24 protein-coding genes are annotated in these 25,650 nt (G+C 44.4%); 21 read left to right on the top strand and 3 right to left on the bottom strand.

Annotated features, from left to right (window positions below; translation table 11 throughout):
• Positions 1-13: 13 nt before the first annotated feature.
• The 14 genes from brxL (at position 14) to Y697_RS03775 (ending at position 13,945) form a co-directional block, all read left to right on the top strand.
• Complete coding sequence (gene brxL / locus Y697_RS03835; protein WP_183083700.1) at positions 14-2,029, top strand: protease Lon-related BREX system protein BrxL; 2,016 nt, start codon at positions 14-16, stop codon at positions 2,027-2,029.
• Between the two features lie 241 nt (positions 2,030-2,270).
• Positions 2,271-2,531 (top strand): hypothetical protein, encoded by a 261-nt coding sequence (locus Y697_RS14820; protein ID WP_006490269.1) that lies wholly within the window; start codon positions 2,271-2,273, stop codon positions 2,529-2,531.
• A gap of 38 nt (positions 2,532-2,569) precedes the next feature.
• The gene (locus tag Y697_RS03830; RefSeq protein WP_220665722.1) at positions 2,570-3,199 is read left to right on the top strand and encodes a DUF4268 domain-containing protein; all 630 of its coding nucleotides are present in this window, start codon (positions 2,570-2,572) and stop codon (positions 3,197-3,199) included.
• 601 nt (positions 3,200-3,800) lie between these two features.
• Positions 3,801-6,029 carry an AAA family ATPase gene (locus Y697_RS15075; RefSeq protein WP_121550383.1) on the top strand — a complete coding sequence of 743 codons (2,229 nt, stop codon included), beginning with the start codon at positions 3,801-3,803 and terminating at the stop codon, positions 6,027-6,029.
• On the top strand, positions 6,007-7,305 hold the full coding sequence (locus Y697_RS03820; protein WP_121550382.1) for an McrC family protein: 1,299 nt from the start codon (positions 6,007-6,009) through the stop codon (positions 7,303-7,305). Before Y697_RS15075 ends, Y697_RS03820 begins: the two co-directional genes overlap by 23 nt.
• Positions 7,306-7,318: 13 nt before the next feature.
• Complete coding sequence (locus Y697_RS03815) at positions 7,319-7,981, top strand: restriction endonuclease (protein ID WP_121550381.1); 663 nt, start codon at positions 7,319-7,321, stop codon at positions 7,979-7,981.
• 283 nt (positions 7,982-8,264) lie between these two features.
• Positions 8,265-9,167, top strand: a complete 903-nt coding sequence (locus tag Y697_RS03810; RefSeq protein WP_121550380.1) for a DUF6577 family protein — start codon at positions 8,265-8,267, stop codon at positions 9,165-9,167.
• On the top strand, positions 9,164-10,228 hold the full coding sequence (locus Y697_RS03805) for a nucleotidyl transferase AbiEii/AbiGii toxin family protein (RefSeq protein WP_121550379.1): 1,065 nt from the start codon (positions 9,164-9,166) through the stop codon (positions 10,226-10,228). Before Y697_RS03810 ends, Y697_RS03805 begins: the two co-directional genes overlap by 4 nt.
• Positions 10,229-10,816: 588 nt before the next feature.
• Positions 10,817-11,551 carry a DUF6577 family protein gene (locus Y697_RS03800; protein WP_121550378.1) on the top strand — a complete coding sequence of 245 codons (735 nt, stop codon included), beginning with the start codon at positions 10,817-10,819 and terminating at the stop codon, positions 11,549-11,551.
• Positions 11,548-12,597 (top strand): nucleotidyl transferase AbiEii/AbiGii toxin family protein, encoded by a 1,050-nt coding sequence (locus Y697_RS03795; protein WP_121550377.1) that lies wholly within the window; start codon positions 11,548-11,550, stop codon positions 12,595-12,597. Before Y697_RS03800 ends, Y697_RS03795 begins: the two co-directional genes overlap by 4 nt.
• Before the next feature lie 135 nt (positions 12,598-12,732).
• The gene (locus tag Y697_RS03790; RefSeq protein ID WP_121550376.1) at positions 12,733-13,020 is read left to right on the top strand and encodes a hypothetical protein; all 288 of its coding nucleotides are present in this window, start codon (positions 12,733-12,735) and stop codon (positions 13,018-13,020) included.
• Between the two features lie 94 nt (positions 13,021-13,114).
• Positions 13,115-13,375, top strand: a complete 261-nt coding sequence (locus Y697_RS03785; RefSeq protein WP_121550375.1) for a hypothetical protein — start codon at positions 13,115-13,117, stop codon at positions 13,373-13,375.
• 4 nt (positions 13,376-13,379) lie between these two features.
• Positions 13,380-13,634 (top strand): hypothetical protein, encoded by a 255-nt coding sequence (locus Y697_RS03780; protein WP_147433182.1) that lies wholly within the window; start codon positions 13,380-13,382, stop codon positions 13,632-13,634.
• A gap of 113 nt (positions 13,635-13,747) precedes the next feature.
• Positions 13,748-13,945 (top strand): hypothetical protein, encoded by a 198-nt coding sequence (locus tag Y697_RS03775; RefSeq protein WP_121526978.1) that lies wholly within the window; start codon positions 13,748-13,750, stop codon positions 13,943-13,945.
• Between the two features lie 186 nt (positions 13,946-14,131).
• On the opposite strand, the gene Y697_RS03770 is transcribed toward Y697_RS03775, so the two are convergent.
• Positions 14,132-15,478, bottom strand: coding sequence for an ATP-binding protein (locus Y697_RS03770; protein ID WP_121550373.1), 1,347 nt, complete (start codon positions 15,476-15,478; stop codon positions 14,132-14,134).
• Between the two features lie 398 nt (positions 15,479-15,876).
• On the opposite strand from Y697_RS03770, the gene Y697_RS14560 reads away from it, so the two are divergent.
• The 3 genes from Y697_RS14560 (at position 15,877) to Y697_RS14555 (ending at position 17,218) form a co-directional block, all read left to right on the top strand.
• On the top strand, positions 15,877-16,107 hold the full coding sequence (locus Y697_RS14560; protein ID WP_183083698.1) for a DUF6577 family protein: 231 nt from the start codon (positions 15,877-15,879) through the stop codon (positions 16,105-16,107).
• Positions 16,046-16,675 carry a hypothetical protein gene (locus tag Y697_RS03765; RefSeq protein ID WP_121550372.1) on the top strand — a complete coding sequence of 210 codons (630 nt, stop codon included), beginning with the start codon at positions 16,046-16,048 and terminating at the stop codon, positions 16,673-16,675. Before Y697_RS14560 ends, Y697_RS03765 begins: the two co-directional genes overlap by 62 nt.
• Before the next feature lie 375 nt (positions 16,676-17,050).
• Complete coding sequence (locus Y697_RS14555; RefSeq protein WP_183083697.1) at positions 17,051-17,218, top strand: hypothetical protein; 168 nt, start codon at positions 17,051-17,053, stop codon at positions 17,216-17,218.
• Between the two features lie 233 nt (positions 17,219-17,451).
• On the opposite strand, the gene Y697_RS03760 is transcribed toward Y697_RS14555, so the two are convergent.
• Complete coding sequence (locus tag Y697_RS03760; protein WP_121550371.1) at positions 17,452-18,645, bottom strand: McrC family protein; 1,194 nt, start codon at positions 18,643-18,645, stop codon at positions 17,452-17,454.
• A gap of 1 nt (position 18,646) precedes the next feature.
• On the bottom strand, positions 18,647-21,787 hold the full coding sequence (locus Y697_RS14815) for an AAA family ATPase (protein WP_220665721.1): 3,141 nt from the start codon (positions 21,785-21,787) through the stop codon (positions 18,647-18,649).
• Positions 21,788-21,920: 133 nt separating this feature from the next.
• Between Y697_RS14815 and Y697_RS03750 the strand changes: the two genes are divergently transcribed.
• From Y697_RS03750 to Y697_RS03735, 4 genes are all read left to right on the top strand, one after another.
• Positions 21,921-22,223, top strand: a complete 303-nt coding sequence (locus Y697_RS03750; RefSeq protein WP_121550370.1) for a hypothetical protein — start codon at positions 21,921-21,923, stop codon at positions 22,221-22,223.
• Positions 22,224-22,251: 28 nt separating this feature from the next.
• Positions 22,252-23,358, top strand: coding sequence for a hypothetical protein (locus Y697_RS03745; protein ID WP_147433181.1), 1,107 nt, complete (start codon positions 22,252-22,254; stop codon positions 23,356-23,358).
• Between the two features lie 294 nt (positions 23,359-23,652).
• The gene (locus Y697_RS03740) at positions 23,653-24,006 is read left to right on the top strand and encodes a hypothetical protein (RefSeq protein ID WP_121550368.1); all 354 of its coding nucleotides are present in this window, start codon (positions 23,653-23,655) and stop codon (positions 24,004-24,006) included.
• Between the two features lie 72 nt (positions 24,007-24,078).
• Positions 24,079-25,056, top strand: coding sequence for a type II toxin-antitoxin system antitoxin SocA domain-containing protein (locus tag Y697_RS03735; protein ID WP_121550367.1), 978 nt, complete (start codon positions 24,079-24,081; stop codon positions 25,054-25,056).
• Positions 25,057-25,650 lie beyond the last annotated feature (594 nt).

Genomic DNA, 25,650 nt, shown 5'->3' with positions numbered 1-25,650 from the left:
GGGGGAGAGAAGAGTGGAGCTGGACGCCCTAGACCTGAAGGTTCTGAAGATATATCCCGAGTACGTGATAAAAAAGTCGCTCGTCAGGAACTTGAAGATAGGCTACAACGTCCCGACTTACGTCCTCGAGCACCTGCTAGGAACCTACGCCGACCTGTCCGATCCCAGAGACATAAAGGGCGTGGATAGCGTCAGGGAGATACTGGAGAAACACTTTCTCAGACCGGATATGGCGGAACTCGTGAAGATGCAGCTCCGCGATAAAGGCTTCTTTCGTGTCATAGACAGGATAGACGCCTGGTTGGACATAACCAAAAACGAATACATCGCCGGACTGCAGAACCTGAGCATAAAGAACGGGGTAATTACAGACGAACTGGTGAAGGAGCATCCTAAAATGCTTCTCGGTGGTATGTGGGCGATAATAGATTTGATCTACGACCACAACACCTACCCCGGAAGGCCTTTTGTAGTAGAGAAGATACATCCCATACAGTTGAGCAACTTCATACGAGACCAATTCGTGGATAGAAGAAAAGAGTTCACGGTGGGCGAGTGGACCGACCTCATAATACGCTCGATAGGTCTCGAACCGAAGAAGATGGACGACAGACAGAAGCTCTTCCAGCTTCTCAGACTCGTCCCTCTGGTCGAAAAGAACTACAACCTCGTGGAACTGGGACCGAGAGCTACCGGTAAGTCGTACATATACCGAGAAATCTCGCCTTGTTCATTCCTCTTATCCGGGGGAAACACTACCGTCGCCCAGCTTTTCTACAACATAGCCACACGAAAGGTCGGACTCGTAGGAGAATGGGATCTGATAGCCTTCGACGAAGTTGCCGGGATGCAGTTCAAAGACAAACAGGCGCTTCAGATGCTGAAAGACTTTATGGAATCTGGGACTTTCGCTAGAAAGGTAGAGGTGGTTGCCGAGGCGGGCATAGTCTTCAACGGAAACATTAACGATGATGTGCAGACTCTGTTGAAGATGTCTCATCTATTTGAGCCCTTCCCCGTAGAGATGCAAGACACCGCACTTCTGGACAGGATACACGCATATCTTCCGGGCTGGGAAGTGGCGAAACTCAGAGCCGAACTCTTCACAGATCACTTCGGTTTCGCAATAGACTACTTCTCCGAGGTTATGAGGTCCTTAAGGGGAAGTTCCGCAGTTAACGCACCGGACAGTTACTTCAACTTCGGGAGCCAGCTGAACAGGAGAGACGAGAAGGCGGTCCGAAAGACTCTATCCGGTTTGTTGAAACTTCTCTATCCGGACGGGGAGTACACTAAAGAAGCGATAGAAGAAGTCCTGGCCTTCTCCATAGAATGCCGGAGGAGAGTAAAGGAGCAGCTGAAGAAACTTGGAGGGCTCGAGTTCTGGGACACGAACTTCTCGTACATAGATAAGGAGAGCAAAAAGGAAACCTATGTATCCGTGAACGAGGGAGGAAGCAAGGCCCTGATCTCGCAGGATCCACTGCCCCCGGGCGTGGTCTATACAGTCTCGATTGCCGGCGGAAAGACGACACTGCTGAAGGTAGAAACTATAGTTGTTCCCGGTTCGGGAAGGCAGAACATAAGCGGTGGCGGGATGAAAGCGAAGGAAGCTCTGAAGACCACGATCTCCTGCATAGGCTCTAATCAGCGAAAGTACCTGCCATCCAACTCGGCGTTGAAGGATTACGACATAGCGGTGCAGCTCACCCCTATGATAGGCAGCGAAGTGGGCGATGACATAACGGTCGCCATATTCGTCTCCATACTTTCCGCCATACACAAGAACACCCTGAAGAAGGGATTGGGAATAATAGGAGATATGACGATAACGGGAAGCCTTAAGACCACGCTGTCCTTCGTCGACAGGGTAACGATGCTCGCAGAAAACGGAGCCAAATCTATCACCGTACCCCTGGAACAGATGGCAAACCTCGCAAGTGTATCTATGGACACGATCTCGAAAATCATACCCATACCCATCGCCGGCCCCGAAGACGCCTTTATGCGCGCGAGGCTGGAGGATTGATGGCCGGAAATGGAGTTTAGTGAACATCCGAATTATCGAAGAAAGAATGAAACTAGAATTAATGATGAATAGTCAATGCACCGAAGGGTCCTTAGCGAAGCCAATAATACTGTGAAGAAAGCCTGATTGCTGAAGAACATTGAGGCAATTTAGTTCTAGCATTTTCTGCTTCATTTTCTTGCTAAGTGGATTTTCCACAGAAGGGGTCGGAGGATTATTTGTGAAACAAGGAGGTAACTGCATGCCAGCACTGGGTAGAATTGAACGTGTCGATGACTTGAGAAGAATATGGCAACATGAGACGCATGACTTTTCCAAATGGTTAGCTCAAGAAGAGAATTTGGTCCTACTTAGTGATGCAATCGGAATTGATATTGTTTTCGAAGAACTAGAGTCTCCTGTTGGAGGGTTCAATGTTGATCTCTATGGAACTGTGAAGACGGAACAGGTCGGAAAATCATTATTGAGAACCAGCTGGAAGAAACAAACCATGACCACTTAGGAAAGATAATCACCTATGCTTCAGGTAAAGGAGCCGAAGTGATTGTGTGGATTGTTAGAAGAGCAAGAGATGAGCACAAACAAGCAGTTGAGTGGATTAACCAGCACACAGACGAAAATATTGGATTCTTCTTAATAGAAATTGAGCTTTGGAAGATAAACGATTCTTTGCCAGCACCGAAATTCAATGTAGTTGAACGTCCCAATGACTGGTCTAAGATTGTAAAGGCATCTGAAGGATTGTCCGATACTAAGAAGCTACAGCTGGACTTCTGGCAAGCGTTTCGTGATTATGCGTTTGCAAAACCAGAATTCTCAAGAGCCTTCTCCAAACGAAAAGCTCATCCTCAGCACTGGTACGATCTAAGTGTGGGAAGCTCTGCTTATCATATTGCTCTTACCGCCAATACGCAGAAGAAGCGGCTGGGTGTAGAGATTTACATTAATGATGATAAAGAACGGTTTGAGAAATTCAAAGTCAATAAAGATTCCATTGAACTAGATCTTGGAAGTTCGGTCGAATGGCGTACAGCAAGTAAGGCGTGTCGAATTCTTGTACTGCAAGATGGTGATATCAAGAAAGGCGAAAGCGCTTGGCTCAAACAATTTGATTGGCTCTGTGAAATGGCGTTGAAGTTTCGCACCATTGTGAAAAAGTATGTCATCTAGGTTTGACTAAAGAGAAAATGGTTCATAAGGATACCTAGAATGTCACAATAATTCTCATAAATATTTGCTCATATTCCATTTGGTAGTTGTAAGAGAACAGTGTCCTTGAATGGGTTTTTGACATGTGTAATAACTGTCTTCAGAACTCTTCAGAACGGAGTGCATCATGAGATTTTATGGTTTTGAAGATGCGAGAGATATTGGCTTTCCTCGTGTGAAGAAGCGTGAGCGAGGCTGCGTTAGACACTTCACGTGAAAAGTTCGGAAAAACAGTGACAGGCTTCTTTTTGGCAAAGAATAAAAGATTGATTGTGTCTTTGAAAGAGAGTCTTCTTGAGAACTCAGGCGGTATTATCGTATGACTCATACTTCATCAAGTTAAGGACACGGCTCTCAGCTGCAAAGTGAGTTCTTGCGTATTTCATATAGCGGCCATTACCTTCAAGATTGATTTTGCGATCTGAGAATTGGTACGCTACAATACGAATTAGGTGTTCTTGACCATTTGTCTTCGTGGCTTGACCCTTCAGTTACTTCTTAACGGATAGGTGATGGACAAAACGAAAGATTACGCAAGCGACCATGAAAGGAGTTGATACTCTTGGACAATGAATTCCAGTGGGTGCCATATTATGAGGCTCTTGCCGACAAACTGCTCGAATTCAAGGATAAGTCGGGCGAACTTTTCAACGTGATTAAGAAGCTTTCATCGGGTCAGCCACTGATGAGATATCTTCATTTCGAGAAAGAAGATTGGTGGGGACCCCGACAGTATCGGATCGATCCTTTCTCCGTATTGGGAGTAATGAATCGAGGAATAACAGATGCAAATAGAACCCTTCTAGCGAAAATCCTTGCCAACGAGTTCGGGGTAACAGTTACTGCGCCGACACAATTTGCGGGAATACCTGTTCTTGATAACAGACGGTCCTTCTTTGTTGGTAACGATGAAATGTGGAACCTTTTTATTTACGCCTTGGAATCGGCCGATGCAGATACCTTTTCTAACGAATTCAAAGAGGCTTTTGACAAGGCCGTTGCCCTTAACGGCAACGGGTTGACATATGTTACGATGGGCCTGTTCTGGATTAGACCGAATGTATTCTTCCCTCTTGACACCAATTCTCGCAAGTACATTTCTGAACATTACTCCGTAGACGTACCCAACACCCATTGTGCCGGCAGTGAATATACAGAATTTTTAGGCGCTCTGAAAAACGAACTTAGTAAGGAAAGACCCAGCTTGTCATTCCCGGAGATGTCATATAAGGCTTGGATTCACAGAAAGGGCTCTCAACCAATAATCGACGACTCATCTGGTGGTGGTGATGATAATATAGACAAGAAACTGATAACTGAGAAGAATACTATTCTCTACGGTCCCCCTGGAACGGGCAAAACCTACAGCGCTATTCAGTACGCCGTTGCTATCGTTGAGGGAAAATCTATTGACAAAGTAAAGGATGAGGACTACGGAGAAGTGTTCGGTCGCTATCTAAAACACAAAGACGATGGGACAATTGCTTTCACAACTTTCCACCAGTCTTTCAGCTACGAGGAATTCATCGAGGGGATTCGTCCCGTTGTCTCCCCAGAAGAGAAAGCTGATGCCGGCAACGAAATCGAATACGAGATTCACGATGGAATCTTCAAGGCTTTCTGCGATAATGCTGGGAAACCTGTCGGAGGAAAGGCGGACGCAGATTTGGGGATTGGGAAGAACCCGACCGTATGGAAGGTTTCTCTTGAAGCAGCAGGCGATAATCCCACTCGGACCGAGTGTATGGAGAATAACCACATTCGCATTGGATGGGACGAATACGGCGAGAACATTTCTGATGCTACAGATTTTGGGGAACGGGGCGGAGGTAACGTTCTTAACGCCTTTTACAACAGGATGCAAATTGGCGATATTGTTCTTTCATGCTATTCGAGCAGAACAATAGATGCTATCGGTGTTGTCACCGGCGAGCCGGAGTGGCACAAGGAATACCAGCATTATAGACGGGTACGGAAAGTTAGGTGGCTAGTGAAAGGGATTAACGAGGATATAGTCGACCTCAACGGCGGTAGAACCATGACGCTTTCAACTGTTTATAGACTGTCTGTTTCTGTCTCGGATGTTCTGCAAATGCTCAAGAATCTGAAGCCTGATCTCTTCAAAGAAAAGGTCAAGGTTCCAAACCGAGTATTCATAATAGATGAGATCAACCGAGGCAATATTTCCAAGATCTTTGGGGAGCTCATAACTCTGATTGAATCTTCGAAGCGGCTAGGCGCAAGCGAGCAGCTCCGTGCGAAACTTCCCTACTCCGGGCAGAATTTCGGTGTGCCCGATAATGTCTACATCATTGGAACGATGAACACTGCCGATCGTTCCATAGCGCTGATAGATTCCGCATTGCGCCGCAGGTTTAGCTTTGTCGAAATGCAGCCCGATTCATCTACGCTCAGAGATGTTTTTGTAGACGATGTTGATATTGCGAAAATGCTCGATACAATTAACAAGCGCATCACGGTTTTGCTCGATCGCGAGCATACGATCGGGCATTCCTATCTGCTTCCACTTAAGAATAGCGCGACTATTGAGACTCTTGCAGAGATTTTCGAAAACAGCATAGTGCCTCTCTTGCAGGAGTATTTCTACGACGACTATGAGAAGATCCGGCTTGTTCTGGGAGACAACAGAAAGCCTGACGACAGCGCCCGCTTCATCGTGAAAAAGACTGATACCGTTGATCTGTTTGGTGGTGCCGAAATTGACTTCCCGGAGTATTACGAGGTGAACAGAGAGGCCTTCAAGATGATTGAAGCCTATAGGCAAATGTGAAATGACATACACTATAACTGAATACAGCGGGTTTGCCTGTGAAAAGGCGGTAAATGGATATAAGGCCTTGCCTAAGAAGACCTTTGAAGCACTGGAGAACTTTATCCTCGCCAATGTCTCTGAAAAAGAAACAGAGGCGATCGAACTTCTTTCGCTATCGGCTCGAAGGGGTGTTGGCAAGGTTATAACTGCTCGGAATTACGTTGGACTGATAGCGATGACTGACGGAACGGTCATCGAGATCCTGCCTAAAATTGCGGGCGATGAGATCAGCGAAGATGAAACAAAACGAATCTTTCTTGAGATGCTTAAGACTCTAAGAGATATCACGTTCAAAGATTTCAATGTTTCCCATCTTCACGTGGATCGACTGAATCTCTTCGAGATCTTTATAAAGATGTTTCTGGATGAGGTAACTGCACTTACAAAACAGGGCCTTAAATCAGCTTACACGCCAGTTGAAGCAAACGAGAAGTTCTATAAAGGGAAGATTCTGACCTCACAGAATATCAAGTATAATCTGGTCAACAAACAGCGATTCTATGTTCTCTACGATGACTTCAATGCGAACAGACCGGAGAACCGTCTGATTAAGTCCACTCTTCGTTTCCTTCTAAAAGCAACACATGACGGGCGCAACCGCCAATATGCTTCTAGATTGCTGACTCTCTTTGATCGGGTAGACTATTCCGAAAACTACTATGAAGACTTTTCGAAGAGTTCCATCGATCGCAGCATGAATCACTACGACAAGGCCCTGTCCTGGTGTCGTGTGTTCTTGCTTGGGAATAGCTTCACAGCGTTTGCCGGCAGCAAGGTTGCGCTTGCGCTCCTCTTCCCTATGGAAAAGGTGTTCGAGAGTTTTGTAGCAGCGAAGCTTCGTAAGCTTATAAGTAGAGATATCAACATCCGAACGCAGGACATGACCTACAGCCTGTTTGATAGTCCGAGGCGGGCCTTTGCACTTCGGCCAGATATCGTACTGGAATTTGGTGAGCTTACAGTCGTTATGGATACGAAATGGAAACTACTCTCGGATACCGACCGAAACAGCGGAATTTCCCAATCCGATATGTACCAGATGTACGCATATGGCAAGAAATACGGGGCCGACAGGATCGTCTTGCTGTATCCCTATTCCGACAAGATTAGCAGGACCGATATCGGATACATCTCCGATGATAAGGTTAGGGTTGACGTCCGTTTCATTGACCTTAGAAATCCCAATGAGACCCTTGACAAGTTGTTTTCTGAGGTGTCGGAGGCGCTTGAATGAATAGGATAAGGCTATGATTCTATACTACTTCAGGAAGTATTGGTGGGTGGTATCGGCTGCAATAATTGCGCTTGCATTTGTGATTCCTTATCAGGTGGTTCTAGTTCTGCTCTTTACGCAGATAATCGCTGTGAATCTCGTATCGTTTAGGATCAGGAGGTACTTGAAGCCCGAGCGAAATGTGAAGAGCCTCAGGAATCTTCTAGTTCTCGAGTTCAAGGATCTTCTCGAAAGCTATGGAGTGTCCTGTGATTTTCCGCCGCGGGGCGATTATTCCTCCGTTGATCTTATCGCGGATATCTTTGGAGAAAAGACGGTGTTCTCTATTAGAGAGGGCAATGATGAAATCCATAACTCCGAAGTGCAGAGTCTCGCCGCTTCTCTTCCGAAACATGGGGCAAAGCACGGAGTTATTTTGGTAGATGGTTTGCTGCCGATTGAGGCAAAGAGACTGGCCGAGAGCTACGGTCTGCAATTCAAGAGATATCAGAAGTACAAGGAAGAAGTTCAGGAAAGGCTAAGCTCCAATCCCAATGTCTGCAGTGTTTGCGGAAGATTGATCGATCAGAATCAAAAGGAGCTTTGCTGGAAAAATTCAGAGCTTCTGGGTGGAAAGACTTACTGCCACGAACACTTCAAGGAAGTCATCGACAAATCGAAGGCAGAAACAACCTAGGGGTAACGCTTTGGGGTTTATGAAGGGCTGAAATGGAAGTTGCTGAAAGCCCAAACACAATTCTAAGAAGAGCTGTGACCACTTATATGAAAAAGAAAGGCTATTTCCCTTCTGAGCAACATTCTATACAATTCACGTACATTCTGAGCAGTCTATAGTCCCATATCGGAATCTCGTTCTTTTAGAGGTCGGTCCGTTTATTCGTAAATTCAGATCATATCTAATAAACTTGTCAAAACTCTGGTATAATTGACGTACTTAATAGAGTTAGCTGGAGGTGTTTGTGAGGAATTTTGAGAGAGATATTTCTGATCTTGCCGATGAATCGGGACTTATTACCAGACGGAAGCTTATCACTTATTTGGCAGGACTGTTCCCGGAGGATTCTGAGCAACGCCTTGACTGGCGCATAAATTCACTCAAGAAAATCGGTTTGCTTAGCTCGTCAGGCAGGGGGATCTACAGAATAGAAAACCTTGCCGTGTCAGACTTGAAGATTGATGGCATGAAAGGGAGTTTTCTAAGGCTTTCGGATATTAGAGAACCGAGTGAATTGACAAGCGTCAGTGGTACTGCCCAATCCCTAGAGAAGATGGGGATGATTTCTAGAGTTGCCAAGGGTGTTTTCAGCACCGAGGTGAAACCCACCTACCTTCCATCAATTTCTGCTGAGCTTAAGGATTTATGGATTTCTCTGGCCGAAGAGTTTCCTTACCTAGGACTCTGTTTGACAGATACATACTGGATAAACTCCTTCATTTCGCAGCAGGCAGCAGGCAGGAGATTTGTTATCGAGACTGAAAAGGGCGCTGAAGAGTCTGTTTTTGACTTTCTTTCTGTAGGTTATGACAGTGTGCTGCTCAAACCTTCCGAAAGAGATATGCGTCTCTATGGATCGGGTTTGCCAGAACTCCTAATAGTCAAGAACCTAGTCACGCAATCTCCGATTACGTCGGTGGATGATGTTCCTATTCCATCCCTTGAGAAGATTCTTGTAGACGTGTTCTGCGATGAACAGGTCTATGACTATATTCAGGGAGATATGACGGTAGAGCTTTTCGAAGAGGCCTTTGGAAGGTTTGCTATTGATCAAAGCGTGCTTAGGAGATATGCTTCACGAAGAGGAAGGTGGAGAAGAATAAGGAAATTTGTGACCGATAATATTGGCGAGGTGTGGGTGTTGTGATTGACAGCGCTTCTCTTGAACGCGAATGGATAATGAAACTGAGAAACGAGAGATTCCCCAAAAGAGATCCAGGCATAATCGAAAAGGCAATTTATGCTCTGACTCTCCTTGAAAGGCTTTCTGAAAGGCAACTGCATTTTGTATTCAAAGGAGGTACTTCGCTAATCCTGGTTCTGGATGAGTTCAATCGTTTCTCAATCGATATCGATATAGTCACAGGAGTGAATCAAAAAGAGCTTCAGAGATCACTGGCTGATATAGCAAACAACGAACCGTTCACAAGATTTGAAGTCGATGTTAGAAACAGTAAGCTAGAGATTCCCAAATCTCACTACAAGTTCTATTACTCATCGAATGTCAAGGGGAGAGAGGATTACGTACTTCTCGATGCTCTCCATGAGGAAGCGGCCTATCCAGTTCTTGTTGAACGCAAGATCGATCATTTCATCTTGATACACACTAACAATTCTGCATCACAAGAAGTATTGACGCCCGATGTCGACTGTCTTCTGGGTGACAAACTCACTGCTTTTGCTCCGAGGACAACCGGTATCGACTGGAGCACCGACAGTAGTTCAGGTAATGATCTCAAAATACTAAAACAGATATTCGATATCGGCCGACTTTTCGATAAGATGGTTAAGTTAGGAAACGTAAGTGAAACTCTCAGAAGAGTCGCTGCAATTGAATCCCGATACAGAGGAACGGAAATCACTGCTAAGGAGGTTCTAGAGGATATCTTTGAAGCGGCCCTCCTAATTGGCTTCAGAGGTTTGAGCGATAGAGAGCTCTATCAGCTGCTTTTGAGAGGCTGTACAAAACTGTCTAACTATATTTTCACAGGCAGGTTCGTTGAAGCAGACATGATTCTAGCAGCATCAAAGATAGCTTTTCTAGCTGTCTCGCTACAGAAAGAGGCTGAGGGGGCGGGTGACATTGAAATAACAGACGAGCCAATAGAAATACGTTCGTTTTCAAGGCTAAACAGACTAAGAAACATCAATATTAAGGCTTTCAGATTATTCAAGGAGGCAGTCCTACTGCGGGAAGGGGCACGGTAGAAGTTGAAAGCATTCGGTTTCTATCTATCTTCGATTTCCGGTTGTCAAGAAATGCATAAAGGGTTTCAGATACGGTTCTTTAGATGGATAGTCTGATGATAAATACAGAATGACGGGTCAGACTCCTGATTCTGCTGACGGACCTGTTGAGTATTTGCAAAATGGCTTGGCGATGCACTTACTCTGAAAGGTGATCTGTTCAGGATGGGTTTTCTGAGTAGAAGAGATGTGATTTTAGTGCAAGGTTTTCGTTGGTTGTTAGATTCAGAGGAGATGCTTTTATGTATTCTTTCAATCAATGGTGTGATACAAATACTCGAAACATCCATCGACTGTCTTGTTGACAACTTCATAAGACAGCCGTGTTAAACGAGGCAACATCAGTAGCTTTTATCATTCTCTTTCGTCTTCACGTCGACGACTAAAATCCCTAGAGGCTCCATCAATAGGTAATTATACTTGATACCCATCTAGAACAACTAAGTCCTCCCCCGGGTTTAAGGATCGTATTTCAGCAAGAAGCATATGCTATAATTACAAATAACGGCAATTATCTATATTTATTGCCATTATTCGTAGGTGATTTCAATGGAGAAGATTAGTCAAAACCAAGTAAATGAGTGGTTCAAAAACAATCAGTTTCTTACGCACTATCAACTGATCAATGAACTGAGTACACTTTTACCTAATAGGAAGCCAGGTACTTATTATGCAACCCTGCACCGGCTGAAGAAAGAAGGACTCATCAGAAACGTCAGAAGAGGCCTCTATGAAGCCGGAAGCAAACGGGAGTTCGAACCTGCCGTATCGAAGGAACTCTCCGGTTTGTTCAAGAAGCTTCGCAAGAGCTTCCCGTACCTGGAGAACCTGTGTGTCTGGAACAGCAGATGGCTGAACGAATTCACTGTTCAGCAGGCGCTTTCTTCTATGGTGATCATAGAAACTGAGCGAGGCACAGAGGAGAGCGTGTTTGAATATATCAAAGCATCCTACTCCCGGGTGTTCATCGATCCGACTCCGAAGGAGATAAACAACTACATTCTCGGATGCAAGAAGTGTTTTGTTGTAAGGTCGCTTGTAACTGAAGCCCCTGTAACGTCCTTTGATAATGTCGCCATACCGAGGTTAGAGAAAATACTTGTCGATCTTGTCTGCGAGAAGGACCTCTTCGTATCGTTTCAGGGAGAGGAGTTACGGAACATATATCACAGGGTTCTGAAGGATTACAACGTGAGTCTGAGCACGCTGAGAAGATATGCGAGGCGACGCGGGAAGTTAGAAGAGATAGACAAGCTCATAGTGACCCGGGGAGAAGGCATGTGATCACAAGAAACTCTGCTTCCAAAGAATGGCTGGATACAGTTATGAAATCTTACAAGAAAAATGACCCTGGAATAGTAGAAAAGACCATAATGGCCTTGACGTTGCTCGAACAACTTTCCGTTGAAGGCCTCGACTTCATATTCAAAGGCGGGACCTCTCTTATGCTTCTTCTAGATAGTTACAACAGGTTCTCACTGGACATAGACATATTGCTTCCCGATAAACCCAAGAACCTTGAATATATATTCAACAGGATCTGCAACAATGGGGTATTCAAAAGCTGGTTTGAGGACAAACGTAAGACTCCCTCGGATGTTCCCAAAACTCACTATGGATTCGTAAGGGAATCGGTGTTGGACGGAAGAGAGCGGGCAGTCTTTCTGGATATCCTTTACCAGGAGGTCGGCACAAGGTCGCTGTTGAGAGTCCCCGTGAGGCATAGAGTAATAGAGACAGCCCCGCCGGACGTGCTGGTAACCATACAGACTCTCGACGCTCTGCTCGGAGACAAGCTGACTGCCTTTGCACCGAACACGACGGGTATTCCGTACGGCACCGGAAAGGAAGCCGAGATAATCAAGCAGCTCTTCGATCTGGGAGTCCTTTTCGACAATCTGGCCGATCTCGATGTAGTGCGGAAATCGTTTGTACAGAACTGCATGTTCGAACTCGGTTACAGGAAGCTGGATTTGAGCGAGGTCGATGTCCTGAATGACTGTATTGACACGGCTATCACGCTGGCCTATAGAGGGGCCTACAAGAGGGAGCAGTTCAGCTATCTTATGACGGGTATCAAGGCGTTCAAAGCATTCTCGTTCAACAGTAGCTTCTCTCTGGAAGACGCCATAAAAAGCTCGGCAAAGGTAGCGTATCTTGTGCAGTTGATGAAGGCCGGCAAGGGACGTCATGAGAAGTTTCGAGAAACAATCGACTTACGTGATGTCAATATCACCAACCCATCGTGGAACAAGCTGAAGAAGCTGAAGAAGACAGATCCAGAAGCCTTCTTTTATCTATTCAACGCATTGAAGTTGATCGAGCAGTAGGTTCCAATTACCTGCGAGTGAAATCAGGTGCTTGCGTAGAGAATCTACTTTCGAGCCGGTCGATCGGTCCGCGTGTCTACATATATCCGGAGAAATGATTTACTATGTGTATAGTGTGTATAAGGCGGTGATCGCATGAAAGATGTTCGGCAAACCAAAGAGAGACACAATATCATGATGAAACCTTCTTCATGGAAGGTTCTGAAGGAGTTCGGGCGCCTACAGGGCAAGAGCGCCAGCGAAATAATTGAGACGGCTCTATGGAATCTCATAAAGACCGAAGGCTACAATTCAATTTACTTCAAGATAATGGCTACTAGCGAGCCGTGCGACCCCGAAGAGAATGAAGAACTCACAAGGATACTGGATCAGATGACGGAAGAGGAACTGGAAATCGTTGATAGCTATGAGTTACCGGATTAGCTTCAGATAAATAAAATAGGGTCAAATAAAATAGGGTCAGACTCCTATTCTTTGTCATGCTTTCTAGAAGTCAGGAATAAGAGAGCGTTATGATGTGCTTGAGGCCACGTGGAAGGTGGCGAAAGATATCTGCCCCGATGAGATCAGAGATGATAATCAAAGAGATACATTCACGATTGTTGTCTGGAAATCCTTGCCGCTTGAGTCAATACTCAGAGAACTTGATATTACCGATGATGAATTCTTGGCCCCAGAAAACTACGAATATAAAGAAAAAGTCTATTTCAAGCTGAGTTATAGCTTTAAGGAAAGGCTTATCTGTCTATCTTTGCATCTTGCAGAGTACGGGAGTTGATTTCATGAGATGTCCCGAATGTGGAAGGAAAATGCGCCTATCTAAGAAAGAAAGCATCGAGAGTTTCAAGAGAAGTCAAGTCAGACTTTCCTACGATGTCTATAGATGTGATGGATGCGGAAGTTCATATGTGGATGCCAGATCCCTCGATGAAGCCTGGAAGAAGATCTGGGGCACTTATGAAAAGACTAATTGTATCCCATCGCCGGCAGATCTCAGGAGAGCCAGAGAGAATCGAAGTGAAAGCCTTTGTGGCTAAGGGAAAGGAGAGGACAGGCGAACTTAACACAAACTTGTGTTGAATTACCTAGTGAAGCCTGAGATTTGGATTGATAAGGCGATGATATAATCTCATTGAAAGGGGGCGATCTAATGGACATACGTCAGCTCCTGAGAAAGGAAATAGAGACCATACCCGATACTCTCGTAGAAGAAATCCTTCGGTTTGTGAAGGCATTGAAAGAAAGGAGTCTGCCTGCCTTAAGTCGCGAGCTGCTGGATGCTTCGGAGTCGGCTCTTGCCAGGGACTGGCTAAGGGAAGAAGAGGATATAGCGTGGAAAAACCTGTAAAGGGTGATGTTGTGGTAATTCCCTCCCTTTCTCTGATCTCACCGGAGCTAAAAAGCGACCTGCGTTAGTTATCGCGGATGCTGGCGGATGATGTCATAATGTGTCGGATCACAAGACTGTCAACGTGGTCTTCAGCAGCGAACAACAGATCTTCTTCCCAACAAATCGGAGAATAGCTCGCAAACGTCATCCGGTTGATTCTTCTAGATCACACAAGTCTATTAGCAGAACTTCTTTCGGCATGTTCGCTTTGAAACCTGACTTGCTTATAATAACCGGTACTTTGATCCTCTTGTCAGGGATGTACTGCATCTTCTCTATTAGCACTTCTGCTACTTCAGGTCCAACCGGGTCCTTTCTCCATTTGCACTCGAATACCAGGATTCTGTCACTCGACTCCCCTATGAGATCTATCTCATACGTCTTGTCCCTGGTGCCAGGAATTTTGCCCCAATGTTTGCCGACTCTCTCGGGCAATAAAGGGATTTTTTCGGCCCTGTAGAGATCGGGGATGAGTGATTTCACGATTGATTCAAATGCTCTGCCAATGTATTCTCCAAGATTCTCAATAGTATATGACAGGGCCTGTTCGGAATCGAATTCGACGGTGTTCTGCCTTGAGTAGATATACTTCATCCAGAATGAAAGGAAGTTATCTTTAATAGTGTATCTCAGACCGCGTTTCGATTTTGAAAGGAGGTTTTCTACCCTGCCGATAATTCCGTAGTTGTTTGTGAGCTCAGAAAGGTATTTCATGGCCTTTGTGCGTTCCATACCCGTTCTGTCGACAATCTCCCCGACATCTCTATCAAAGTAACCGACTGCCTCGAGTATCGAGAAGTAGCCCGGATGCTCCGTTCCAAACTCACCAATGAGAAGATTCTTGCCCTCCTCCCGAAGGGGCGCGAACCTGTTAAAGAAGAGTTCTCGAATCTTCTTATTGAAAGAAGCCTTTTCTTCTAGAAGCCACAAATATTGGGGAATACCACCGAGTATCGAATACCACTCTACAGCCTCTTCAAATGAATAGCCGAAACTTCGTATCATCTCCAAAGCGTCCCTGAAGCGGAACTGTTTCAGCTCAACTTTGTGATCGCATCTTCCGAAGAGCGGCGCCTTCTGGTCCAGAAAGATTCGCTTCATCATCCCCACATATGATCCACAGAGAATCAGCAGACTTCTACCTGAATTCTCATCCCACACCTTCTGAAGGATCGAAAAGACCGATTGATCGACTCTCATGAAGTTCTGAAACTCGTCGAAGATCACCACTTCTTGAAGCCGAAACAATGCCCTGAAGAAACCTTCCCAGTTGTCAAAGCTTCCTTCGAATATCTGTGAAGAGAAGTCTTTCAGCAAAGTCTCCGAGGAGCGAGTATCTACAAAGAAGTATCGCGCATTCGGGTAAACCTTCTTCAAAAGGGCAGTTTTGCCGATCCTCCTCCGCCCGAAGAGTGCGACCATCTTCTTTGACTTTCGCTTCGTGAGCCCCTCGAAAAAAGCGATTTCATCGTCACGATCAAAGAATTCCATCTTTGCCTCCAATTTGTATACTGGTCAGTAACTTACTGTATAGTATACAATTTTCGCAGTAGAATTGACAAGAATTCCCTTGACACACCAACTTCATCAACCCAAACTATACCCCTTTCATCATTGAATAACAGATACTTCCTTTTTCCAGACTCACAGTCTTTGAGAAGACAAATGCAGGATGCAGACACCCATGAGTCATTCGACTCGATGCCGCCCAGGTCCGAGAGGCAACCCGAAGACGTGAGATGCTCATTCGCTACTGGATCATGTCTATAGGCATCGGGATATTAGAGAGACTAATAGAGGAGATATACACCAGAGAAAAGACAGAGAACATCAAAGTCGAATAACCGGAGTAACCGGGTATAACCAGACTCCTTTTTTCCGTACAAGACATGATGAATCTCGATAGTGATGGAATCGTAATACCGAGACTCGAGAAGATGTTTGTAGATTTGTTCTCAAGGGAGCCCGCTCTTGAGCCATTTGGCGATGCCGAAATGGACAGGGTTTTCAAAAATGTCTTCGATACATATGCACTAAACGCAGATAGCATATTGAGATATGCAGCAAGGAGAGGAAAAAGGCAGGAAATGGTGGAGTACATTCGTTACAACTCCTTCTAATGATAAGATTCTTGGAGACAAGCTCACGGCTTTTGCTCCCAACACTACAGGGATTCCTTATGATGCGAAGAAGGGAATGGAGATCTGCAAACAGCTCTTTGATATCGCCACTATCTTTGATTATCACAAGAATACTAGAACTGTAAGGGATACTTTTATGAGAGTCGCTTTAGCCGAGGCTCATTACCGTGGAATGGAGTCTCTAACTCCAAAGGATATTCTAAAGGATGCGTTTGCGACAGCACTCCTAATTGGAACGCGGGGGAAGAGAGAACCAGACCATTACAGAGAGCTGGATTCAGGAAGATCTAGACTGTCGTCACATATTCTTGGTTTCAACTACAAACAAACGAAGTTCTTCTCCGACGCCGCTAAGGTAGCTTATCTAGCAGCTTGTTTACTCGGGGAGACCGATGCTACTTTCAGGTGGTCTGGAGACGAGTTCTTCGAAAGGATTGTCGATGAGTCCTTCACATTTCTGAACAAATTATCCGCGGTGAGCCCCGAGGCATTTGCATATTTCAGCAAATCAGTAGAGCAGATCGCCAAACTTTCTGGCATACAATGAGTGCCACCGAGACCTTATACAGATTGAAAACTGCTATTCACCTTTGCGCTAACGAATCGAATGAAGATCATTGCTAATGAAAGAGTATTGACACAGTCTTCGGGAGAAAGAGTCTTTGTAAGAACTACGCTATCACTTTCAGACATAGGTACAGAGTGAACGGGTCACAGAATGACGGGTCAGATTCCTGATTATTACGAGAACTGAAGCCCTTATTGTATCATTATTAGAATAATCGGCAATATGTTTATAAATTGCCATTTGTTCTAATGACGAGCTGATTGGTTTGAAGGACTAGGGTTTTGTAAACATCTGGAGAATGCCGTGTCGAAATGATAGAGTAAATTATTAAGGCACTCGAAAGAAGGGAGAATTATGGCAACAAGAACATTCGAGAAAGAGATTTATATCGACCAAAAAGCTGCGGAGAATATGGTTAAAGCAATGGAAGCTGCAAAGAAGCGGCCCAAGGAAGAGTATATAGACGTTAAAGCCTCCATTGAGAGGAGTGTATCTTTATTACCAAAAACATTACGCCGCTAAAGGCCCTGCTAGACAAATACGATGAGAGTGAAGTGAGGGAGGTTTTATCCCTCTTTTTTTGCTTGAAAGACAGCATCACTGAAACCTCTTAGAGAGACAAACAGGTTTGGTTTTTGAAGGTCTTGCCATAGGGTAAATGAACTTTAGATAGCAAGAATAGTAGGGTTACTTGGTATTGGAGAACTCTCGCGTTAAGAATAATAACCTTATGCATAGATGAGAAGCCTCAAGGTTTATCGTTTTAAGTTAATGTGCAGCTGCTCCATGAATTCTTCACCGTTGGATTCGAGATTACCACTCAGAGGAAATGTCAGAGATCTTACCTGGATATTATTAACACTTTCATGAAAGGGGCTCTTGAGATCAGAAGGATATATCAAGAATGCTTTGTCACATCCTTTGCTTAGTGCGTATGTGGTGACCTGATAGAAGTCGGCATTAGAAGGACTCTCTCGAGTCTTGTATTTTGTGTCCATTACGGCTACAGCTTTTCCTGTGTACCTATCATAAAGGACGAGATCGATATTGAACTGAAGCGTTCCACCTGAAACAGACACTTTCTCTTGAGCCTTCAACGTGTACGAATCGTTTAGGTGCGATTCTAGCCATCTGGCGACAAAGAGCTCATACAGACGAGCCATATTGACAGTAAATGCAACGCTCTGCCGGTCGCCGTTTTCCAAGGAAGGTCCGCAGTTTTCGAGGAAGAATCTGCAGAGCAGATGCATCGGCCTATAGTCGTCATTTAGCCTGTTGTACAGTCTCGATACACATGACCTTGAGTCGTAAGGTATCTCGGCGACTATCTGTCGGAGGCTGCGATAAGCTTTTTGTGCAAGAAGTAAAGTTTCTTGATTAACAATGCCCGACATGATTACCCATTTCATAGTCCACGCCAGAATCTGATTCTCTTCTACATCTCTTGTGTGATCCTCATAGCTGCAAATCGGTCTTATGTTCCACGGTTTTCTAACAATTTCATCGGTTTCCAACCTTCCTCGAACATATGAAAGACTGTCTGTGTAAGGAATATAGTTGCCGTAAAGCCCTCTCTTTATTCGGAGAAGCACTTTCATAGAAAGAATTTTCACAAGTCTTTCAAAAAGCTCTTCAATGCTCCCGTAATGATCGATCTCTTGCCTTAGATCAAAGCTTTTTAAATCGTATGCATATTCCAACATTCCGAATATGTTTTTTAGAGAAACTTTTGGAAGCATCTTGAGAGAAATCTCTTTTGAAAGACGAATCTGACCAACCCAGCCTAAAGAGGTGAGCCGCCAGTTGTAGTCATTGGCAATGGTAGGAAATTCAATTTCTATCTTTTTGCTGTACTCTCTGTGCAAAAGCAACCCGAGTTCTTCAGGAAGTGAGTCTCTTGGCACTAAAGCTCTTCTATATTCTTCAAGCTCGATGATCATGTCTCGCATCTCAAGATAATCCTATCTCTATTTTTACTCTATCCCACCTGAATTCCGCAACTTTGTCCGGTTGGTTGAAGAAATACTCCTCCAAATATGGTTCTATCTCCATTTTCCAGATCGATTCGAGTTCCTGTCTCAGATTCTTTGAAAGAAAGAAGGATACCCCGACTTGATAATGTTCTTCTATGTGAGAGTTTAGTCTTTTCAACAGGCTTATTAGTGGTTCGACAGTTGTTTCCAGATCTTTGTGATAATGGCGCATGATTTCATACTTCGGGGCTAGTTTCAGGAAGGCGAACCTCCTTCTTAATGCGTGATCCACCAGTGCGATTGTTCTATCCGCAGTATTCATAGTACCTAAAAGATATACATTTTCCGGGATTCTGAATTCCTTCCCGTCAACTGCAAGTCTCACGGTCTCGTTTCGGTATTCAAGAACATACATCAGTTCTCCGAAGACTCGGGAGAGATTCGCCCTGTTTATCTCATCAATTATCAGAACGCAATCGCCTTCGCACTTACTTGCCTTACCGCAGAATTCGAGAAAACGACCTTCTTTGGCAGGATATCTTAGGTTCCCATTTTCATCTGAAACAGGACGTATTCCCATTATGAAATCCTCGTAAGAGTAAGATGGATGAAACTGAACGGTATCAATGAATCCGTTCCCTCCCCCAACAATATGTTCGGCAAGCTTCTTAGCTACAAAGGTTTTCCCTGTTCCAGGTGGTCCGTAAATAACCGCTTGTCTCTTCCTTCTTATTGCCTTCACCCACGTCGCAAGTTCCAGTTGATCTAGTCCAGTTTCTTCACTAACAGTATCCAAATTGACAACAGGATTAATACCTGGGTTAACGATCAAAACAATTCTTTCCATGGGATTCTCTTCGGTGGCGAGTATGACAAGCGGGAACAGGATTTCAAATCCCTCAGAAATCTCCTTAACAAGTTCCTCTTTTTCGAGGGATTGAAGTTTCTCTTTGCTAATAGCGTTGCAAACATTGAACTGAATCTCCTCCATTTTTTCTACCAGTTCTTCGAAATTTGATGCTCTGTTTACTGGTTCTACTCCTCCGCTCTCATAGCCGTACAAATCGAAATTATCGGAGATTTTCTTCCCAAGCAACTCCACTATTTTGGACCTATTATTCGATACATTTTCACTAAGACGTTTCCACGTCCCCGATGAGTAGTCACCAAGCGAAAAACCGTAAGTCAGATAGTCTTTTCGAAGCGTAATATATAGTTGTGCGTCCGTTCTTTTCTTACCACCTTTCGGATAGAAGGCTCCCCATGCGTAATCCCATGCGCCCCCTTGTCCATAGTCATTCTTAAGAATCTTCCCCATTACGTATTTGTCGGTCTCAAGATAATCAACCAACTCGTAAGGCAGTTGAGAGACAACACCGGACAAAAGTTCTTTCAAGGGTTGTTCAACGTATTCGTAGAAGTCGTCTCTGTTTTCTTTGTAGAAAGCACTCGTGGGGTTATTGTGTATTCCTTTCAGTAGTTCAAATGTTTTCGCAGAGAAGAAGATGTTTCGGTAATTGAAAAAGCCTGGGTGAGGAAGAGAGGTATTCAACATATCGTTCACAAATTCTATGATCCCTGGTGAGTACGCTGCCTTATATGGACTGGTGGTGGCCGTGCCCATCGCCAGATCTAGGAAAGCATGATGCGAATTTCGGAAAAGGGAGGATGAGTCAACAAACACTTCACTAGGAAGCTCAATTTGTAGAACATCTCTCTTAAGCGACCGAAACTCATCATATACTTTTATGTAGCGCGAAAATTTCTGCTTAAGTTCATCCGAAAGAGAATCTGGATTGCAAAAGAACATTACGGAACCTTCCTTCAGATCGAGTGAATAAAGCCTTCCAACATTAAGTCGAATAAGATGGTTGAAGAGAGATACTTCCCAGCAGTCGGGATATTTCTCGTTGCAGTATTCAACAGATTCCGCAAGAAATTCGACTGCGGCTTCTCGTTCACGATCGATGGGAAGGATTTTTTGAAGCACCTCTTTTGCAGCTGAAGCGGAACCATCTAATTTTCCGGGTGCATTGCTTATCTCTTCAAATTCCTCGTATTCGATTTCAATCAATGTCTTGACCCAGCCAGGCTTGTTAACACGCCGAATCTCAGTATCAAACCAGTCAACACCCAACTTATGGGGGTACCTCTCCTCCGATCCATCGAAGAAGTATTCTTCAATTACCCTGCCAATTCCTACTACTTCCTTCTGTCCCCTGTTGGCGATTATTATGTCTCCAGCTTTGATGTTTCTAAACTTCCAGACCTGGCTTGAAGATGATTTTGCGTACTCTCCGCCTAGTTCTTTTTCTATGGCAGTTGCCTTTTCCTTGAATTCAGCTTCGTTCAAGCTGGACAGGTCTCCAAGTTCTGGCCAACCAATAGCTATAAAACCGTCTCGTTTGCATTCTTCCCATTGCCACGCATTCTCCCCAGGAGAAATCTTCCAGTATCGCTTAGATAGTTTTTTTGATGATTCAGAATATGCAACCCAGATAGCGCTCTGAATATCAATAAGGTTTTTGGGATTGTACTGGTTCATCTCGTCTTGAAGTCTTTTCGCTTCTTCTTTCAGGGTCTTGTACATTTGGGCATCAACCTGGGAACTATATTTGTTTCCAGTCATCTCTAGAAACCATTTTGCTACTGAAGGCTTCACAAAAAACTCGTTCTCTGGATCGATGATGAACATGAAATAAGTTGGGAACGACCAGTAACACTTGATACCTAGACCTTTCAGAACTTCAACGAACCTTGCCAGCCTTTCTTCTCCCTTCCCCTTTTCGTGAATCAAGGACAGGAAGGCATCATAGAACGCTTCTTTGTTCGCGTTCTCGTTGTATAAGATTCTGAGATCACCGCTCGTAGGGACCGAATTGTAAAGAAGATTATTGTCCTTACCGACTCTCTCGATTCTCTCGTTCAGCTCTCCGAAGTTCTTTTCTCCAATGAGCCTTGAAAGTTCTTTCTTGGCGAGGAGCTTGCGAGCAAGGTCCACCGTAGACCGTTTGTAAGTGATTTCGTCTGCGACAAAGCGTTCATCATCAAATCCTTTCCAACCGGGATACCTGTTGCTCAAACAATCGAGAATCGTGCTCTTAGTACTGTTTCTCATCATATAACCTCCCATTTCCATGCCATTCTATTATATTATTCAATACTAATATCTAGAAAATCGTAAAATAGGATCACGTAAAATTGGCTCAGACTCCTATTCTTGTAATGCTTTCTACAAGTCAGGAATAAGAATGCATTACGATGTGCTTGAGGCCACGTGGAAGGTGGCGAAAGATATCTGCCCCGATGAGATCAGAGATGATAATCAAAGAGATTCATTTACGATTGTTGTCTGGAAATCCTTACCTCTTGAATCAATACTTAGAGAACTTGATATTACCGATGATGAATTTTTGGGGTCTTTGGTCTATTGTGTAACATCGACTATTATAGTGTTGAATCCAGCTAGCTTATTCATATCGGGATTTTCTAAGAAAAAAGCAGGGAGAAATATTACGAATAGCAGGACAGGGCATTGGGGATTAGAAGCATAGAAAGACACTTAGGCAGGTGATGGTTGAAGTGGCCTACTACACGGACCTCTTTTCGCCAGAAACATATGAAGCTTTTTCAAAGTCAGATAGAACTATTTCTGGATTTCGAATGCGGCACAAGAATCTAGCGAGCAGAGTGAACATCGGAGATAAGCTTATATGCTATCTAACCAAGCTCTCTCGCTGGGTTGGCATACTAGAAGTGACAAGCAAACCCTTTGTTGATGATTCTCCCCGTTTCTATAAAGCAGACGACCCTTTTGCGGTGAGGTTCAAAGTCAAGCCACTGGTTTGGTTAGAAGTCGAGAAGGCCCTGCCAATACACGAGCCTGAGATATGGAATGGTCTGTCTTTTACTAGAGACCTTCCACCTAACTCCAACGCCTGGACCGGGAAGGTCAGGGGCAGTCTTGTTAGACTGGAGAACGAAGACGGCGAATTCTTGGAAGCAGCCCTTTTAAAGCAGGAACACTCCGGGAGATCATTCGCCTACGACGCCGAGGCCTACAAGAAGTATCTATTACCTAGAGTCAGAGGTGAGAAGAAAGATATACCTGTATCCGTCCCGACGGACGAGGACTCTGAAGATACGGAAATTGTTGCAGAGCAATCCGATGTACGCGAGTCAATTAAGATTCAGGCCTTACTGGCAGATATTGGCGCTAAGATGGGAATGAAGATATGGATTCCCAGAAATGATCGGAGCAGAGTACTTTCCGAATGTAAGAGTGGCGATCCGTCTATCTTAGAAAGGCTACCCCTAAATTATGATGAGATTACTTTGAAAACCATAGAGCAGATAGATGTTCTGTGGTTAAGGGGGAGATCGATCAAGAGGGCTTTCGAGGTAGAGCATACCACTTCTATCTATTCCGGTATTCTCAGAATGGCCGATCTGCTGGCGCTTCAGCCGAATATGGACATTAAGCTTCATATAGTAGCGCCTTTCTCGAGAAAGGATAAGGTTTTTCAAGAACTGCAAAGACCTGTTTTTTCGTTGCTAGAACGTGGTCCGTTGTTTGAGACTTGCACATACCTCTCATACGAAAGCGTAAAAGAGATAGCTTCTCTTCGTCACCTCGTACATCTCTCAGACGATGTATTAGAGGACTACAGCGAGAACGCGGAAGATTAGGCACAACTTTTTTCGTGACAGACTCGCGTTTTTACAGTGAATTTATATTGGCTGCTGAGAAGCGCGTTTCCTGCAAGCTAAATATCTACGATAAAGCAAGATCCAGAAACTCGAGAAACTGAATTCCTGTTCGCGAAGCGAAAGATAAACTAGGGCACAAAACCTTGGCGGAAATTCAATGAAATGCATAGCGGAATTCTTTTCGCCCCTCTGAGCGGTGGAGCTATGAAGAGAAGTAAAACGTCGTGTAGTTGACAAAGTTGACATAGACAATATATAATTTAGGAGAAGAGCATGGATCTTATGAAGAATAAGCTGTTCTTCAATGTTCTTAGGAACAGAATACAAGAGATTATCGAAAACCGGGAATGCAATATCTACTTGCTCAGTGATGCGAAGAAAAACATAGATCTGATGAACGCTTTCTACAAGTCAGGAATAAGAGAGCGTTATGATGTGCTTAGGCCACGTGGAAGGTGGCGAAAGACATCTGCCCCGATGAGATCAAGGATGATAATCAAAGAGATTCATTTACGATTGTTGTCTGGAGATCCTTACCGCTTGAGTCAATACTCAGAGAACTTGATATTACCGATGATGAATTCTTGGCCCCAGAAAACTATGAATACAAAGACAGAGTCTATTTGAAGCTGAGTTATAGTTTCAAGGAAAGGCTGATCTGTCTATCTTTGCATCTTGCAGAGTACGGGAGTTGATTTCATGAGATGTCCCGAATGTGGAAGGGAAATGCGCCTATCTAAGGAAGAGAGTATCGAGAGTTTCAAGGGAAGTCAAGTCAGACTTTCCTACGATGTCTATAGATGTGATGGATGCGGAAGTTCATATGTGGATGCCAGATCTTTCGATGAAGCCTGGAAGAAGATCTGGGACAATTATGAAAAGACTAATTGCATCCCATCGCCAACAGATCTTAGGAAAGCCAGAGAGAATCTAAACCTCACTCAGGAGGAGATAGCGCTTCTGCTGGGAAGGACAAAGTCCCTGGTCTCAAAGCTTGAAGACGGCTCGAGAGCTCTTTCAGACAAGCTTCTCGAATCTTACAGAAATTACATAATACCAGGCGGAGAAGACTTCATTTCTTTCGTTAATGCCGCTGCGGTCCAGGGAAGGATCTCTCCGAATGATCGAGACAGAATAGTCGACAAGACCGGTATTGTAAACGAACCCATCCTTTCTCTGAGAGAAAGGATGATAATTGAAGCTCACGGAAATACCGAAACGCACCTCAATGGCTTCAAGGTCTTTTCTGGAAGAGCCCTAAGTGCAGTTGTAGGACGTTTTCTGTCTGAAATAGAACCTCTTGATCATATGAAGTTATTCAAGCTTTTGTTCTATTCCGATTCGCTTTCGTTTGAGAGAAGGGGAGTGTCTATTACCGGTCTCAGGTATATTGCCAATCATTATGGACCTACGCCCGTGAAGTACGAAGACGTCGTCTCTTATCTTAAAGAGGCCGGAGTGGTCGAAGAAGGCAAGAAAGCCTCTGTGATGGTCAAAGGAACGGCAATGCCAGATCATTTACCCGCCGAAGAAGAAGAGATTGTCGGGACGATCGTGAAAAGATATGGTCGTCTTACAAGCACAAAGCTCTCATCTCTATCTCACGAAGAACCCTGCTGGAAAGAAACTGGAGAGAAAAAAGTCATAAGGTACTGCAAGGGAATGATCAGAAACTAGTCCTGCTTGAATGAGCAGATAAACAGGGTCAAGATTAAGCAGCAGATTAAACAGGGTCAGACTACATTTTTGACCAAGACGAGAAACGAGAAATCGAAGGCAAAAAACTGTGAGGAAATTCTTATACACAAAAAGAAAAAACGGAGCCTTTTTCCTGCTCCGCCCACGGGGACACCCCATGCGAAAATATTATAACACCATGGTTTACTTGAGTTCAATTCTAAGTATATCGTTAAAAACTAGATGCTGAAACGAGCATAACAAAATTAAGAGGGGTCCGGAGTCTAGAGTCTAGCAAGAGTGAGATCCCGTATAGGAGCATTACGGGATGACAGCGCTTCCAAGAAGAGTTGTTGTAAGCATCCAAGAGCCTGTCTGCTAACGCAGGTCAGTTAGGCTTCGCCTGGCCAGACTCGCCTTCCCGTGGGCGTAGTAAACGTCTCGACAACGCACTTTTTCGGTTGCTATTTTCGGCGAACGGGTCCTTGCTCTTGAACGGTCAACGGATAACGTCCATTACAGCGCTCAGCGGGTCCTTGATTTTAAGCGTAAAGCGGTTCTTATTCTGGTGATCAGCCCAGGGGGATTTCACCC

It is taken from the genome of Mesotoga sp. BH458_6_3_2_1, from assembly GCF_003664995.1.
Taxonomy (GTDB): domain Bacteria; phylum Thermotogota; class Thermotogae; order Petrotogales; family Kosmotogaceae; genus Mesotoga.
The sequence above is the reverse complement of the archived record's forward strand: the minus strand, read 5'-3'. Positions and strand labels throughout refer to the sequence as shown.